Below are 14,490 nucleotides of genomic sequence, written 5' to 3' on the forward strand. Positions count from 1 at the left end.
TCTCAGTCCCTCTTCCCTCGGGCGTTGCGCCGAGAGACCGTGCGGCCCACGATCACGGTACGCCTCGACGCCTTGCCGGGCACGTCCTCCTTGCGGCCGCCGAGGGCCCGGCGCACGCCGTAGCCGAAGGCGGCGACCTTGACCAGGGGGCCGCCGAAGGTGGAGGCGACGGTGGTCGACAGCGCGGAGGCGTTCGACGTGACTTCCTGGACGTCGGAGGCGATCGTGTCGACCCGGTCGATCTGGGTCTGCGCGGAGCGCACCGCCGCGGAGGCGTCGGCCAGCAGCGGGACGGCCTGATCGGTCACTTCCGCCACGAGCTTGGTGGTCGCCCTGAGCGTCTGGGCCAGCCTCGCCAGCGCGACGGCGAGGAAGGAGACCAGGATCGCCCAGAAGACGGCCACCAGGATTCCGGCCACCTCTCCACCGGACACTGTGTGCACCCGCTCCCTGAAAAACGTGCCTGAACATCGAAAAAGTCGTGCGACGAGCCTATCGCGCCGGGGATGCGGCTCCGTACCGGATTACCGCCGGGCGACGGCGGATTCGCGAAAGCCCGCCGCCTCGCCCGCCCGGAAGGGGCGGGGAGACGACGGGCTGGGGTACCGCGTGCCTGCCGTGGATCAGCGGGCGTAGTACTCGACGACGAGCTGCTCGTCGCAGATCACCGGGATCTCCTTGCGGTTCGGCTCGCGGTCCAGGCGGAACGCCAGGGACTTGAGGTTCACCTGGAGGTAGCGCGGGATCTCACCGTCGGGGGCGAAGCCACCCTCACGAGCGATCGTGAAGAGGGTCTTCTCCTTGGAGCGCTCGCGGACCTGCACGACGTCGTCCGGACGGACACGGAAGGAGGGCTTGTCGACCTTCTTGCCGTTGACCGCGATGTGGCCGTGGACGACCATCTGGCGGGCCTGGTAGATCGTGCGGGCGATGCCCGAACGCAGGACCAGGGCGTCGAGACGGCGCTCGAGCTCGATGATCAGGGCCTCACCGGTCTTGCCCTGGACCTTGGAGGCACGCTCGTAGGCGCGGACGAGCTGGCGCTCGGACACGTCGTACTGCGCGCGCAGGCGCTGCTTCTCGAGCAGACGGACCTTGTAGTCCGAGTTCTGCTTGCGGCCACGGCCGTGCTCACCGGGCGGGTACGGGCGGGCCTCGAAGTACTTGACGGCCTTCGGGGTGAGCGCGATGCCGAGGGCACGCGACTTCTTGACCTTGGGGCGGGACTGGTTCGCCACTGTTTCTCGTTTCCTAGTGTCGGCTTGTCAGGGTTGTGGGAGGTCGCATCCGCAGCCGGGGAAACCCGCCTCGGTCCTGGTGGACCTCGGTGGGCAGCCGCTCCCCTGGTCTGGGCACATACGTGCAGCACGCGAGTGGCCCACCGACCGGTCCCGTCCGCAGGACGAGGGGTGGTGGGCTGCCCGCGACACCTTCGACGGTGCGCGACGCTCCTGGAGCCGATCCCGGGGGACCGGGCTCCGGCCGACTGTCCCGTTCTGACTGCACGGGACGCGGCACTCCGACCGAGTTTACAGGGTGCTCAGGACCGCTTTCGACCGAGGTTCTTCCGGGTCCACTCGACCGCGTCCGCGTAGCGGGCCTCCGCGCCGTGCCGGGTCGGTTCGTAGTACTCGCGGTCCTTGAGTGCGTCCGGGGCGTACTGCTGGGCGGCGATGCCCTCGGGCAGGTCGTGCGGATAGACGTAGCCCTGGCCGTGGCCGAGCTTGGTGGCGCCCTTGTAGTGGCTGTCGCGCAGGTGCGCGGGCACGGGGCCGGCGAGTCCCTTGCGTACGTCCTCCAGGGCGGCGCCGATCGCGGTGGTCGCGGCGTTGGACTTGGGAGCCAGGGCGAGGGCGATGGTGGCGTGGCTGAGGGTGAGGGCGGCCTCCGGGAAGCCGATCATGGCGACGGCCTGGGCGGCGGCGACCGCCGTCTGCAGAGCGGTCGGGTCCGCCAGGCCGATGTCCTCGCTGGCGGAGATCATCAGGCGCCGGGCGATGAAGCGGGGGTCCTCGCCGGCCTCGATCATCCGGGCCAGGTAGTGCAGGGCGGCGTCGACGTCGGAGCCGCGGATGGACTTGATCAGGGCGCTGGCCACGTCGTAGTGCTGGTCGCCGTCGCGGTCGTACTTCACGGCCGCCCGGTCGACCGTCTCCTCCAGCGTCGTCAGGCCGATCTCCGCCTCGCCCTTGTCGAGGGCGGCTCCGGCGGCGGCCTCCAGGGCGGTCAGGGCCCGGCGGGCGTCGCCGCCGGCGATGCGCAGGAGGTGACTCTCGGTCTCCTCGGGGAGGGTGACGGCGCCCTTGAGGCCGCGCTCGTCGGTCAGAGCCCGCTGGACGAGGCCCTTGATGTCGTCGTCCGTGAGCGGCTCGAGGGTGAGCAGCAGGGAGCGGGACAGCAGGGGCGAGATCACCGAGAAGTACGGGTTCTCCGTCGTCGCCGCGATCAGTGTCACCCAGCGGTTCTCGACGGCCGGGAGGAGGGAGTCCTGCTGGGCCTTGCTGAAGCGGTGGATCTCGTCGAGGAAGAGGACGGTCTCCTTGCCGTATCCGCCGGAGGCGCGGCGGGCGCCGTCGATGACCGAGCGGACCTCCTTGACACCCGCGGTGATCGCCGACAGCTCGACGAAGCGGGCGTCGGTGGCCTTGGAGACGACGTACGCCAGGGTGGTCTTGCCGGTGCCGGGCGGGCCCCAGAGGATCACCGAGGAAGGACCGGCCGGGCCGGAGGCCTCGCCGACCAGTCTGCGCAGGGGCGAGCCCGGCTTCAGCAGATGCCGCTGGCCCACGACCTCGTCGAGGGTGCGCGGGCGCATCCGCACCGCCAGGGGGCTGCTGGACGGCTCCTTCTCCTGGCGTTCTTCTGCTGCGGCGGTGAACAGGTCGGGCTCCACGTCAGAAACCCTAAATCACGGCACTGACAATCCCTCCGGGCCCTGGTGTTCCCAGCTCAGCTCATCCAGAAGTCCCACCAGCGGGTCAGGATCAGCATGCCGATGATGCCGATGTGCAGCACGGGCATGACCCAGGTGAACTCGCCGAAGAAGCCCTTGAGCCAGGTGGGGGCGGGCAGGAAGCCCTTGCGGATGTTGAACGACGTCACGTACCAGAACATGAGGATCGTCGCGACCCAGGCCAGGCAGCACCACAGGCACAGCGCGTTGATCCGGTACAGGGACTGGAACATCAGCCAGGCGCAGAAGCCGACGCCGAACAGGCAGCCGGCGTTGAAGGTGAGCCAGTACCAGCGCGAGAAGCGGGCACCGGCGAGCAGGCTCACGCCGACGCCGATGACGATGCCGTAGGTCACGAGGCCGAGCATCGGGTTCGGGAAACCGAAGACGGCGGCCTGCTTGCTCTCCATGACGCTGCCGCAGGAGACGACGGGGTTGAAGCTGCACCCGGGGGTGAACGTCTTGCCCTCGACCTTGGCTTCGAGGATCTTGAACTTGTCGATCGTGATGATCCACGCGGCGAGCAGTCCGGCCGCGCCGGTGATCACCAGCAGCAGGGCGAGGGCCCGGCTGCCGCCCTCGGCGCGGGGCGCGAGCTCGGCGCGCTCCGCCTCGGGGTCCGTGGAGACGTCCTTGACTGTCGTCTTGCTCATCACGCCGATTCCGTCACTTGAGACCTGGACAACTTCGGGCAGGGCCATTCTGCCGCACAGGTAGGTCCGTCCACCGTTCAGTGGACATAAGGATGTCCGCCTGGTCGTCCCTGAGGGTGCCGTTCCGGCCGACGCTCGTCGCATGACAGCACACGGGTACGACCTCGCCGTCGAGGTGGGAGGGCTGCGCAAGCGGTACGGGGACGTGACCGCCGTCGACGGGATCGACCTGGGCATCCGCCCGGGCGAGGTGTTCGGCCTGCTCGGACCCAACGGCGCCGGCAAGAGCACCACCGTGGAGATCCTCCAGGGCAACCGGGACCGGGACGCGGGCGAGGTGTCCGTGCTCGGGTCGGACCCGGCGACCGGCACGCGCGCGTGGCGTTCACGTGTCGGAATCGTCTGGCAGGACGAATCGGCGCCCGCGGAGTTGACGGTCCGGGAGACGGTGCGGCACTTCGCCGGCTACTACCCCCGGCCGCGCGACCCGGAGGAGGTCATCGGCCTGGTCGGTCTGGAGGCGAAGGCGGACAGCCGGATCAAGGCGCTGTCGGGGGGCCAGCGCCGGCGTCTGGACGTGGCGCTCGGCGTGATCGGCGGCCCGGACCTGCTGCTGCTGGACGAGCCGACGACCGGCTTCGATCCGGCGGCCCGGCGGCAGTTCTGGTCGCTGATCCGCGCCCTGGCCGACGAGGGCACGACCATCCTGCTGACCACCCACTACCTGGAGGAGGCGGAGGCGCTCGCGCACCGGCTGGCCGTCGTCGCGCAGGGCCGGATCGTCGCCGAGGGCGAACCCGGGGCGCTGCGGGAGCGGTACGGAACCGAAGCCCTCGTCGAGTGGACCGAGCCGGACGGCACCCTGCGCAGGGAGCGCACTGGCACGCCGACCAGGACGATCGCCGGGCTCATGCACCGCTTCGACGGTGAGATCCCGGGGCTGGCGGTCAGCCGCCCCACGCTGGAGGACGTCTACCTCCGGCTGACCGGACAGCGGCAGGAGGACGCGCGATGACCACGACCGCCGTACGGGATCGCGGTGCGGTCGGCGCCGGGGGGCTGCCGGGCGTCTGGGGGCTGGGGCTGCGGCGGGGCGGCCTGGAGATCAGGCAGTTCTTCCGGCAGCGCGACCAGGTGGTGTTCACGTTCGCCTTCCCGGTCGTCTTCCTGTTCCTGTTCGCGTCGATCTTCCGGGACGACGTGGCGGGCGCGGGTATCACCGCCTCGCAGTTGTACGTCCCGGCGATGATGGCCGCCGGCATCATGTCGACGAGTTTCCAGGCGCTCGGCATCTCGATCGCCGTGGAACGGGAGGAGAAGGTGCTGCGCCGGCTGCGCGGCACGCCGATGCCGCCGACGGCGTACTTCCTCGGCAAGATCTGGCTGGTTCTGTTCACCGGTCTGCTGGAGACGGTGATCCTGCTCCTCGTCGGCACGACCGTGTACGACGTGGACCTGCCGTCCGACGCGGGCCGTTGGCTCGACCTGGCGTGGATCTTCGTGCTCGGGATCACGGCCTGCGCCCTGCTCGGCATCGCGATCAGCTCGGTGCCGAGGTCCGCGAACAGCGCGAGTTCCGTGGTCGTGCTGCCCTTCCTGGTGCTCCAGTTCATCTCCGGGGTGTACATCGCCATCGGCACCATCCCGGACTGGATGCTGACCATCGGTGCGCTGTTCCCGCTGAAGTGGATGTGCCAGGGGCTGCGCGGGGTGTTCCTGCCGGAGTCGGCGCAGGTGCTGGAACAGGCGGGGAGCTGGGAGATGGGACGCGTGGCCCTGGTGCTCGCCGCGTGGTGCGCCGGAGGATTGGTGCTGTGCCTGCTGACGTTCCGCTGGAAGGACCGGCGCGAGGGATGAGCGATGCCGCGAGCGCCTACCACTGGGAGCGCTCGTTCCGGCTCTGGGACACGTACTTCGCGCTCATCTGGGTGGCGACCTTGGTGTCCGTGCTCGCCGCCGATCACCCCGGCCGGCCGGTCCGCGCGGTCGCGGCGGTGCTGCTCGTCCCGCTGGTCCCGCTGTACGTGGTGGTCGGGCGCCGGCTGATCCAGGGCGACCCGCCCGACCAGCGGCGGACGATCGGCTATCTGACGGCGGCGCTGGCGCTGGTCCTGCCGTCGGCGGTCCTCGTGGGCGAGACGCGGCTGCTGGCCTTCGCCCTGATCCCGCAGTGCTTCATGACGCTGCGGTTGCGGTCGGCGCTGGTGGCCGTGGCCGTGGTGAACCTCGTGCCCGTGGCCGGCTGGGCGCTTCTGTGGCGGCCCGGCCCCCGGGACGTGGCCTTCAACGCCTTGTTCTCCCTGGTCAGTTTCGTGTTCTCGGTCGCCGTCGGCATCTGGATCATCCGGATCATCGAGCAGAGCCAGGAGCGGGCCGAGCTGATCGCGGAGCTGGACGCGAGCCGGCACGAGATCGGGCGGCTGTCCGAGGCCCACGGGGCGCTGGCCGAGCGGGAGCGGCTGGCCCGGGAGATCCACGACACGCTGGCTCAGGGGTTCACCAGTCTGGTGATGCTGATCCAGGCGGTCGAGGCGGAACTGGACCACGACCTGCCCGAGGCGCGGCGTCATCTGCGGCTGATGGACGAGACGGCCCGGCAGAACCTCGCCGAGGCCCGGGCGTTGGTCGCCGGGGGTGCGCCCGCCGACCTGGACGGTGCCTCCCTGCCGGACGCGCTGGGCCGGCTCGTCGCGCGCCATGACGCGGAGCTGGAGGTGACGGGCCCGGTCCGCATGCTGCCCGCGGGTCCGGAGGTGGTCGCCCTGCGGGCCTGCCAGGAGGCGCTGGCCAATGCCCGTAAGCATGCGGGGAGTTCGGTGGCGGTCGGGGTGTCGCTGGCGTACGCCGACGACATGCTGACCGTGTCCGTGCGGGACGACGGGCCCGGCTTCGACCCGGGCGCCGTCCGCGGTGGGTACGGTCTGGCGGGGCTGCGGGCCCGGGCCGTGGAAGTGGGCGGAACCGCGGAGGTGCGCAGCGCCCCGGGCGACGGCACGGTCGTGACCGTGCGCCTGCCGTTGGTGAGGAGGGAGACGCCGTGATCCGGATCGTCCTGGCCGACGACCATCCCGTCGTACGGGAGGGGCTGCGGGCGATGCTCAGTGCGGAGTCCGATCTGGAGGTCGTCGCGGACGCGTCCAGCGGGCCGCAGGCGGAGGCGCTGGCGGCTCAGTTGCGGCCCGACATCGTGCTGATGGATCTGCGGATGCCAGGCGGCGGGGGTGTGGACTCCATCGTGCGGATGACGCGGGCCGGGCTGCCGTGCCGGGTGGTCGTGCTGACGACGTACGAGACGGACCGCGACATTCTGCGGGCGGTGGAGGCCGGGGCGGCGGGTTATCTGCTGAAGGACTTGCCGCGTGCGGAACTCGCGGAGGCCGTGCGGGCGGCGGCGCGTGGCGAGACGGTTCTGGCCCCGTCCGTCGCGGCGCGGCTGGTGGACCAGTTGCGGACGAAGCCGGAGCGGCCGCGGTTGTCGGAGCGTGAGACGGCCGTGCTGCGGCTGGTCGCCGAGGGCTGCACGAACGCGGAGATCGGGCGGCGGTTGTTCATCGGGGAGTCGACGGTGAAGACGTATCTGCTGCGGGTCTTCGGCAAGTTGGGGGTGGACGACCGGACGGCGGCCGTGACGAGTGCGCTGCGGTACGGGTTGCTGGACTGAGGTTCTCGCCCCCGCCGCCCCTACCCGTCCCATCCCCAGGGGCTCCGCCCCTTCGACCCCGCCAGGGGGCTGCGCCCCCTGGACCCCCATCGGCCTGAACGGCCTCGTCCTCAAACGCCGGACGGGCTGAGAGGGCGAGACCGCCCGGGGGTGGGATGGCGGAGGGACCGCCACGGCAGGAGCGCGGCGCCGCCCAGTCGTGCCCGTCCTCGAACGCCGGACTGGCTGAGGGGGCGGCGCCGTCCAGGACGGAGGCGCGGCTCAGCCGAGACGTGCTTCCAGTTCCGCCACGATCTCGTTCACGCCGACCGCCGTCTGCTCGCCCGACTCCATGTCCTTGAGCTGGACGACGCCCTCGGCGAGGTCGCGTTCGCCGGCGACGATCGTGTAGCGGGCGCCGCTGCGGTTGGCGTTCTTCATCGCGCCCTTGAGGCCCTTGCCGCCGTAGGAGAAGTCGGCCGCGATGCCGTTCTTGCGCAGTTCCGTGACCTTGGCGAACAGGACCCGGCGGGCCTCCTCGCCGAGCGGGACGGCGAACACGCTGGTGGTGGCGGGGAGTTCGAGCTCGACGCCCTCCGCCTCCAGGGCGAGGACCGTGCGGTCGACGCCGAGGGCCCAGCCGACGGACGGCAGCGCGGGGCCGCCGATCATCTCGGACAGGCCATCGTAGCGTCCGCCGCCGCCGACGGCGGACTGGGAGCCGAGGCCGTCGTGGACGAACTCGAACGTCGTGCGGGTGTAGTAGTCCAGGCCGCGGACCAGCTTCGGGTCGTCCTCGAAGGCGACGCCGGCCGCCGTGATCAGCTCGCGGACCTCCTCGTGGTACGCCTTGCAGGCGTCGCAGAGGTAGTCACGCAGCAGCGGGGCGTCCCCCAGCTGCTTCTGGACCGACTCACGCTTGTCGTCCAGGACGCGCAGCGGGTTGATCTCCGCCCGGCGCAGGGTGTCCTCGTCCAGGTCCAGGCCGCGCAGGAAGTCCTGGAGTGCCGTCCGGTACACCGGGCGGCACTCCTTGTCGCCGAGGCTGTTGAGCAGGATCCGGAAGTTGCTCAGGCCCAGCGAGCGGTACGCCTGGTCGGCCAGGATGATCAGCTCGGCGTCCAGCGCCGGGTCCTCGGCACCGATCGCCTCGGCACCGACCTGGGAGAAGTGGCGGTAGCGGCCCTTCTGGGGGCGCTCGTAGCGGTAGTACGAGCCGGAGTACCAGAGCTTGACCGGGAGGTTGCCCGCCTTGTGCAGGTTGGCCTCCAGCGCGGCACGCAGGACGGAGGCCGTGCCTTCGGGACGCAGGGCCAGCCTGTCGCCGCCCTTCGTCTCGAAGGCGTACATCTCCTTCGTCACGATGTCCGTCGACTCCCCGACGCCGCGCGCGAAGAGTTCGACGCTCTCGAAGCCCGGTGTCTCGATGTAGCCGTAGCCGGAGTTGCGCAGCGGTGCGGCGATCGCCTCACGGACCGCCAGGAACGTCGCGGAGTCCGGCGGGATCAGGTCGTACGTGCCCTTGGGGGCCTTGAAGGTGCTCACGGAAGGTCTCGTCACATTCCTCGTCGGGGAGCCTCGGCAGCTCCCTGGCCGGCCGCCACCTGCCGCAGATACGGGTTGGTGGCGCGCTCCTGGCCGATGGTGGTCTGGGGGCCATGGCCGGACAGCACCACGGTCGAGTCGTCGAGCGGCAGGCACACGCGGGCCAGCGAGTCGAGCATCTCGGCCATGTCACCGCCGGGCAGGTCGGTGCGTCCGATGGAGCCGGCGAACAGCAGGTCGCCCGAGAACAGGATCGGCGGGATGTCCGCCGCCTCGGGCATGCCGAAGGTCACCGACCCCTTGGTATGGCCGGGCGCGTGCGCGACGGACAGCTCCAGGCCCGCCAGCTCCAGCTTCGCCCCGTCGGCCAGTTCCTTGACGTCGTCGGGCTCTCCCACGGTCAGCTCGCCCAGGAGCGGCATGCCGATGGAACGGCCTATCCCCTTCTCGGGGTCGCTCATCATGTACCGGTCGTCGGGGTGGATCCAGGCCGGCACGTCGTGCGCGCCGCACACGGGGACGACCGATGCCACGTGGTCGATGTGGCCGTGCGTGAGGACGACGGCGACGGGCTTGAGCCGATGCTTTCTGAGCGTTTCCGCGACGCCGTCGGCGGCCTGATGGCCGGGGTCGATGATCACGCACTCCTCACCGGCGGCGGGGGCGACGAGGTAGCAGTTCGTCCCCCAGGCCCCGGCGGGGAACCCGGCAATGAGCACGATCGTCCTTCGTTGTGTCGATACGGGCGGCTGCGGCTGCTGTCAGAGCCTACCGGCGCTGCCGATTCCTCAGCGAACCCATATACGGTACGGGGCACACGCAGACGGTCGGCGCACAGGCCCCACGCGTACCGGTCGACGTTTCAGACGCATGAGGAGAGAACCCGGTGTCCAGCCAGGAACAGCGGCGGCGTCAGCTCGCCCGTGAGAAGTACTTGCGGCAGCAGCAGCGACGCACTGAGGCGCGACGCAAGGCCCGTATCCGCAACTCCGTGATCGCCTCGGTCCTCGGCGTGGTCGTGGTGCTCTCCGTCTCGGTCTACCTGACCAAGCCGTTCGAGGACGACGGCAAGAAGGAGAACGCGGGCGCGGAGGTCACCCCGAGCGCCTCGCCCAGCAAGGCCCCGGACCCGTGTGAGAAGCCCGCGCCGGGCAAGGTCAAGTCGCAGACCTGGAAGAAGGAACCGGCGATGACGATCGACGAGTCGGCGAAGTACACGATGAAGCTGGACACGACCTGCGGCGAGATAGACATCGCGCTGAAGGCGTCGGCGGCACCGCACACCGTGAACTCGTTCAACTTCCTTCTCGGCAAGGGCTACTTGGACCACACCAAGTGCCACCGCCTGGTCCCCCAAAACATCTACGTCCTGCAGTGCGGCGACCCGCAGGGCACCGGCATGGGCGGCCCCGGCTACACGATCCCGGACGAGAATCTGAAGGACAAGAGCCTCAAGGGCGGGGTGTACCCGGCGGGCACGGTCGCGATGGCGAACCAGTACAACGCCCAGACGAAGCAGGGCCGCAACAGCGGTGGCAGCCAGTTCTTCCTCGTCTACAAGGACAGTCAGCTGCCGCCCGACTACACACCGTTCGGGACGGTGTCCGAGGCGGGCATGAAGGTCCTGAAGAAAATCGCCGACGCCGGAGCCCAGGCTCCCGACCCTCAGACGGGCAATACGGCGCCCAACGCGACGGTCGTGATCAACAAGGCCACGGTCACCGAATCCTGACCCTCAACTGCGTAATTTCGGTCGCGCGGGATGCGGACACGCCCCCCGCCGGTCGCCTATGTTGGCCGTGACGAAACTGTGGACGATGCCCGGGGGTGCTGAGGCCCCTCGCAGGCATCATGTGGAGGAGGCGCTGTGAGCAGCGACCCGTGGGGCCGCGTCGACGAGACGGGGACCGTGTACGTGCGTACGGCCGACGGCGAGCAGGTCGTCGGTTCCTGGCAGGCAGGCTCCCCTGAGGAGGCGCTGGCCTATTTCGAGCGCAAGTACGAGGGCCTGGTTGTCGAGATCGGCCTCCTCGAGAAGCGAGTGAAGACCACCGACCTGTCGGCGAAGGACGCCCAGGCGGCCATCGACCACATCAGGGAGCAGGTCGACGCGCACCACGCGGTGGGCGACCTGGACGCCCTGCGGGTCCGGCTGGACAAGCTCACCGAGCTGGTGGAGGCGCGCCGCGAGGAGCGCAAGGCGCAGCGGGCGAAGCAGTCCGACGAGGCGCGCAAGGCCAAGGAGGCGCTGGTCGTCGAGGCGGAGGAGCTGTCTCAGTCCGACCAGTGGCGGGCGGCCGGTGAGCGGCTGCGGGCCCTGGTGGACACCTGGAAGGGCCTGCCGCGGCTGGACCGCAAGTCCGACGACGAGCTGTGGCACCGGTTCTCGCACGCGCGGTCGGCGTTCTCCAAGCGGCGCAAGCAGCACTTCGCGCAGCTGGACGCCCAGCGCGAGGAGGCGAGGCGGACCAAGGAGCGGCTGGTCGCCGAGGCCGAGGCGCTGTCGAACTCGACGGACTGGGGTGCGACGGCCGCGCGCTACCGCGAGCTGATGGCCGAGTGGAAGGCCGCCGGCCGGGCCCAGCGCGAGCACGAGGACGATCTGTGGAACCGCTTCCGCGGCGCCCAGGACGTCTTCTTCGCCGCGCGCAGCTCGGTGTTCGCCGAGCGGGACGCCGAGCAGGCGGAGAACCTGAAGCTCAAGGAGGAGCTGGCAGGGGAGGCCGAGAAGCTCCTGCCGATCACGGATCTGAAGGCGTCCCGGGCCGCGTTCCGCACGATCAACGAGCGCTGGGAGGCCATCGGTCATGTGCCGCGCGACGCCCGGCCCAAGGTCGAGGGCCGGATGCACGCCGTCGAGCGGGCGCTCCAGGAGGCCGAGGAGACCGAGTGGCGCCGGACGAACCCGGAGGCACGCGCACGTGCCGAGGGCCTGACCGGTCAGCTCCAGGCCGCCGTGGACAAGCTGAGGGGCCAGATCGAGCAGGCCCGGGCGCAGGGCAACAACGCCAAGGCCGACAAGCTCGAGCGTGAGCTCGAGGGCCGCCAGGCGCTGCTGGACCAGGCGCTGAAGGGCCTGCAGGAGTTCGGCGGCTGATCCAGCCGACAGCGAAGGGGGCCCCGTACGCGCCGTACGGGGCCCCCTTTCGCGTGGCTGTTACGCCCTGCTGCGCGCCGACGTCACCCGGTACACGTCGTAGACGCCCTCCACGCCCCGGACCGCCTTCAGTACATGGCCGAGATGCTTCGGGTCGCCCATCTCGAAGGTGAAGCGGGAGGTGGCGACGCGGTCGCGGGAGGTCTGCACGGCCGCCGAGAGGATGTTGACGTGCTGGTCGGACAGGACGCGGGTGACGTCCGAGAGGAGCCGGGAGCGGTCCAGGGCCTCGACCTGGATGGCGACCAGGAAGACCGAGGACTGGGTGGGCGCCCACTCGACCTCGAGGATCCGCTCGGGCTCACGGGACAGCGAGTCGACGTTGACGCAGTCGGTGCGGTGAACCGATACGCCGCTGCCGCGCGTCACGAAGCCCATGATGGGGTCGCCGGGGACGGGCGTACAGCAGCGGGCCAGCTTGACCCACACGTCCTCGACGCCCTTGACGACGACGCCCGGGTCGGCGCTGGAGCGGCGCTTGCGGCTGCGGCCGCGGGCCGGCGGGATCGACTCGTCGATCTCCTCGGTGGCGGCCTCCTCGCCGCCGAGCGCCTGGACGAGTTTCTGCACGATGTTCTGCGCGGAGACATGGCCCTCGCCGATCGCCGCGTACAGCGCGGAGATGTCCGCGTAGCGCATCTCGTGCGCGAGGGTCACCAGGGAGTCGCCGGTCAGGATGCGCTGGATCGGCAGGTTCTGCTTGCGCATGGCGCGGACGATGGAGTCCTTGCCCTGCTCGATCGCCTCGTCGCGGCGTTCCTTGGAGAACCAGGCGCGGATCTTGTTGCGGGCGCGCGGTGACTTGACGAAGCCGAGCCAGTCGCGGGAGGGGCCGGCGCCGGGTGCCTTGGAGGTGAAGACCTCGACCAGGTCGCCGTTGTCGAGGGTGGATTCCAGCGGGACCAGGCGGCCGTTGACGCGGGCGCCTATGGTGCGGTGGCCGACCTCGGTGTGGACGGCGTAGGCGAAGTCCACCGGGGTGGCACCCGCGGGGAGCGCTATGACGTCGCCCTTGGGGGTGAAGACGAAGACCTCGTTGCGGGAGAGGTCGAAGCGCAGCGACTCCAGGAACTCGCCGGGGTCCTCGGTCTCCTTCTGCCAGTCGAGGAGCTGCCGCAGCCACGCCATGTCGTTGATGGCGTCCTTGTCCTTGCCGGACGACTTCGGCGCGTCCGTGCGCACCTTGGAGGCGCCGGCGACGGCTTCCTGCTTGTACTTCCAGTGCGCGGCGATGCCGTACTCGGCGCGGCGGTGCATGTCGAACGTGCGGATCTGCAGCTCGACCGGCTTGCCGCCGGGGCCGATGACCGTCGTGTGCAGCGACTGGTACATGTTGAACTTGGGCATCGCGATGTAGTCCTTGAACCGGCCGGGGACCGGGTTCCATCGCGCGTGCACCGTGCCGAGGGCCGCGTAGCAGTCGCGGACGGTGTCCACGAGGACGCGGATGCCCACCAGGTCGTAGATCTCCGCGAAGTCCCGGCCGCGGACGATCATCTTCTGGTAGACGCTGTAGTAGTGCTTCGGGCGGCCGGTGACGGTCGCCTTGATGCGGGCCGCCCGAAGGTCCTGCTGGACCTCGTCGGTGACGATGGCGAGGTACTCGTCGCGCTTCGGGGCGCGCTCGGCGACCAGGCGGACGATCTCGTCGTACATCTTGGGGTAGAGGATCGCGAAGGCGAGGTCCTCCAGCTCCCACTTGATGGTGTTCATGCCCAGGCGGTGGGCGAGCGGCGCGTAGATCTCCAGGGTCTCGCGCGCCTTCTTCTCCTGCTTCTCGCGCTTGAGGTAGCGCATGGTGCGCATGTTGTGCAGGCGGTCGGCGAGCTTGATGACCAGGACGCGGGGGTCCTTGGCCATGGCGACGACCATCTTGCGCACGGTCTCCGCCTGCGCGGCCTCGCCGAACTTGACCTTGTCGAGCTTGGTGACGCCGTCGACGAGCAGGGTGACGACGTCGCCGAAGTCTCGGCGCAGGTCGTCCAGGCCGTACTCGGTGTCCTCGACCGTGTCGTGCAGCAGGCCCGCCATCAGGGTCGCCGGGTCCATGCCCAGCTCGGCGAGGATGGTCGTCACCGCGAGGGGGTGCGTGATGTACGGGTCGCCGCTCTTGCGCTTCTGGCCGCGGTGCCAGCGCTCGGCGACCTGGTAGGCGCGCTCGATCTGGCGGAGCGTCGACGTCTCGATCTTCGGGTCGTTGCTGCGCACTATCCGCAGCAACGGCTCCAGCACCGGGTTGTACGGGTTCGCGCGCTGTACGCCGAGGCGGGCCAGGCGGGCGCGGACGCGGTTGGAGGAGCCGGTACGGGCGGGCTGGCCGCCGGCCTGGCGCACGGGCGGGGCGGGCTTGGGACGCGCCTGTTCGGCGGGCTTGTCGACCGGCGCCGACTGGGCGTGCTCGACCGGCCCGCGGGTGTCGTTCTTCGCGTGGGGCGCGTTCGGCGCGGGCTTGGCCGCGGCTGCCGAGGCGGACTCGGGCTTGGCGGCGGTCAGGTGCTGGGCCTCGTCTGGCAAGAGGGCTCCTCGTGCGCGATCCGGGTCC

At 70.3% G+C, this 14,490-nt stretch carries 13 protein-coding genes; 6 read left to right on the forward strand and 7 right to left on the reverse strand.

Going from position 1 to position 14,490, the window contains the following annotated elements:
- Window positions 1–2 precede the first annotated feature (2 nt).
- The 4 genes from ACZ3I3_RS38845 to ACZ3I3_RS38860 form a co-directional block, all read right to left on the reverse strand.
- Window positions 3–443 carry a DUF948 domain-containing protein gene (locus tag ACZ3I3_RS38845; RefSeq protein ID WP_467372496.1) on the reverse strand — a complete coding sequence of 147 codons (441 nt, stop codon included), beginning with the start codon at window positions 441–443 and terminating at the stop codon, window positions 3–5.
- A 180-nt stretch (window positions 444–623) separates the two neighbouring features.
- A complete protein-coding gene (gene rpsD, locus ACZ3I3_RS38850; RefSeq protein WP_062925769.1) occupies window positions 624–1,238 on the reverse strand; it encodes a 30S ribosomal protein S4 in 615 nt (204 codons plus the stop codon).
- Window positions 1,239–1,540: 302 nt separating this feature from the next.
- Window positions 1,541–2,893 (reverse strand): replication-associated recombination protein A, encoded by a 1,353-nt coding sequence (locus ACZ3I3_RS38855; protein WP_467372497.1) that lies wholly within the window; start codon window positions 2,891–2,893, stop codon window positions 1,541–1,543.
- A 56-nt stretch (window positions 2,894–2,949) separates the two neighbouring features.
- Complete coding sequence (locus ACZ3I3_RS38860; protein WP_467372498.1) at window positions 2,950–3,606, reverse strand: vitamin K epoxide reductase family protein; 657 nt, start codon at window positions 3,604–3,606, stop codon at window positions 2,950–2,952.
- Window positions 3,607–3,748: 142 nt separating this feature from the next.
- On the opposite strand from ACZ3I3_RS38860, the gene ACZ3I3_RS38865 reads away from it, so the two are divergent.
- From ACZ3I3_RS38865 to ACZ3I3_RS38880, 4 genes are read left to right on the forward strand one after another with little or no spacing between them, the layout of a single operon-like run.
- The gene (locus tag ACZ3I3_RS38865) at window positions 3,749–4,621 is read left to right on the forward strand and encodes an ABC transporter ATP-binding protein (RefSeq protein ID WP_467372499.1); all 873 of its coding nucleotides are present in this window, start codon (window positions 3,749–3,751) and stop codon (window positions 4,619–4,621) included.
- Window positions 4,618–5,463, forward strand: coding sequence for an ABC transporter permease (locus tag ACZ3I3_RS38870; protein WP_467372500.1), 846 nt, complete (start codon window positions 4,618–4,620; stop codon window positions 5,461–5,463). The genes ACZ3I3_RS38865 and ACZ3I3_RS38870 overlap by 4 nt, the downstream gene beginning before the upstream one ends.
- Complete coding sequence (locus ACZ3I3_RS38875) at window positions 5,460–6,647, forward strand: sensor histidine kinase (RefSeq protein WP_467372501.1); 1,188 nt, start codon at window positions 5,460–5,462, stop codon at window positions 6,645–6,647. Before ACZ3I3_RS38870 ends, ACZ3I3_RS38875 begins: the two co-directional genes overlap by 4 nt.
- Window positions 6,644–7,267 (forward strand): response regulator, encoded by a 624-nt coding sequence (locus ACZ3I3_RS38880; RefSeq protein WP_467372502.1) that lies wholly within the window; start codon window positions 6,644–6,646, stop codon window positions 7,265–7,267. The genes ACZ3I3_RS38875 and ACZ3I3_RS38880 overlap by 4 nt, the downstream gene beginning before the upstream one ends.
- A 261-nt stretch (window positions 7,268–7,528) precedes the next feature.
- Here the strand turns inward: ACZ3I3_RS38880 and hisS are convergent, their stop codons facing one another.
- On the reverse strand, window positions 7,529–8,791 hold the full coding sequence (hisS, locus tag ACZ3I3_RS38885) for a histidine--tRNA ligase (protein WP_467372503.1): 1,263 nt from the start codon (window positions 8,789–8,791) through the stop codon (window positions 7,529–7,531).
- A gap of 11 nt (window positions 8,792–8,802) precedes the next feature.
- Window positions 8,803–9,510 carry an MBL fold metallo-hydrolase gene (locus ACZ3I3_RS38890; protein WP_467372504.1) on the reverse strand — a complete coding sequence of 236 codons (708 nt, stop codon included), beginning with the start codon at window positions 9,508–9,510 and terminating at the stop codon, window positions 8,803–8,805.
- Window positions 9,511–9,677: 167 nt separating this feature from the next.
- On the opposite strand from ACZ3I3_RS38890, the gene ACZ3I3_RS38895 reads away from it, so the two are divergent.
- Both ACZ3I3_RS38895 and ACZ3I3_RS38900 read left to right on the forward strand, forming a co-directional pair.
- On the forward strand, window positions 9,678–10,523 hold the full coding sequence (locus ACZ3I3_RS38895) for a peptidylprolyl isomerase (RefSeq protein WP_467372505.1): 846 nt from the start codon (window positions 9,678–9,680) through the stop codon (window positions 10,521–10,523).
- A gap of 135 nt (window positions 10,524–10,658) precedes the next feature.
- Window positions 10,659–11,888 carry a DUF349 domain-containing protein gene (locus tag ACZ3I3_RS38900; protein ID WP_467372506.1) on the forward strand — a complete coding sequence of 410 codons (1,230 nt, stop codon included), beginning with the start codon at window positions 10,659–10,661 and terminating at the stop codon, window positions 11,886–11,888.
- Window positions 11,889–11,948: 60 nt separating this feature from the next.
- Here ACZ3I3_RS38900 and relA read toward each other — a convergent pair whose 3' ends face one another.
- Window positions 11,949–14,462 (reverse strand): GTP pyrophosphokinase, encoded by a 2,514-nt coding sequence (gene relA / locus ACZ3I3_RS38905; RefSeq protein ID WP_467372507.1) that lies wholly within the window; start codon window positions 14,460–14,462, stop codon window positions 11,949–11,951.
- Window positions 14,463–14,490: the final 28 nt, after the last annotated feature.

It is taken from the genome of Streptomyces sp. NPDC016851, assembly GCF_055562795.1.

What these genes read in the sequence shown, in the direction of transcription:
- ACZ3I3_RS38860 (WP_467372498.1), bottom strand. Translation starts at nt 3,606, where the DNA reads ATGAGCAAGACGACAGTCAAGGACGTCTCCACGGACCCCGAGGCGGAG.
- ACZ3I3_RS38865 (WP_467372499.1), top strand. Translation starts at nt 3,749, where the DNA reads ATGACAGCACACGGGTACGACCTCGCCGTCGAGGTGGGAGGGCTGCGC.
- ACZ3I3_RS38870 (WP_467372500.1), top strand. Translation starts at nt 4,618, where the DNA reads ATGACCACGACCGCCGTACGGGATCGCGGTGCGGTCGGCGCCGGGGGG.
- ACZ3I3_RS38875 (WP_467372501.1), top strand. Translation starts at nt 5,460, where the DNA reads ATGAGCGATGCCGCGAGCGCCTACCACTGGGAGCGCTCGTTCCGGCTC.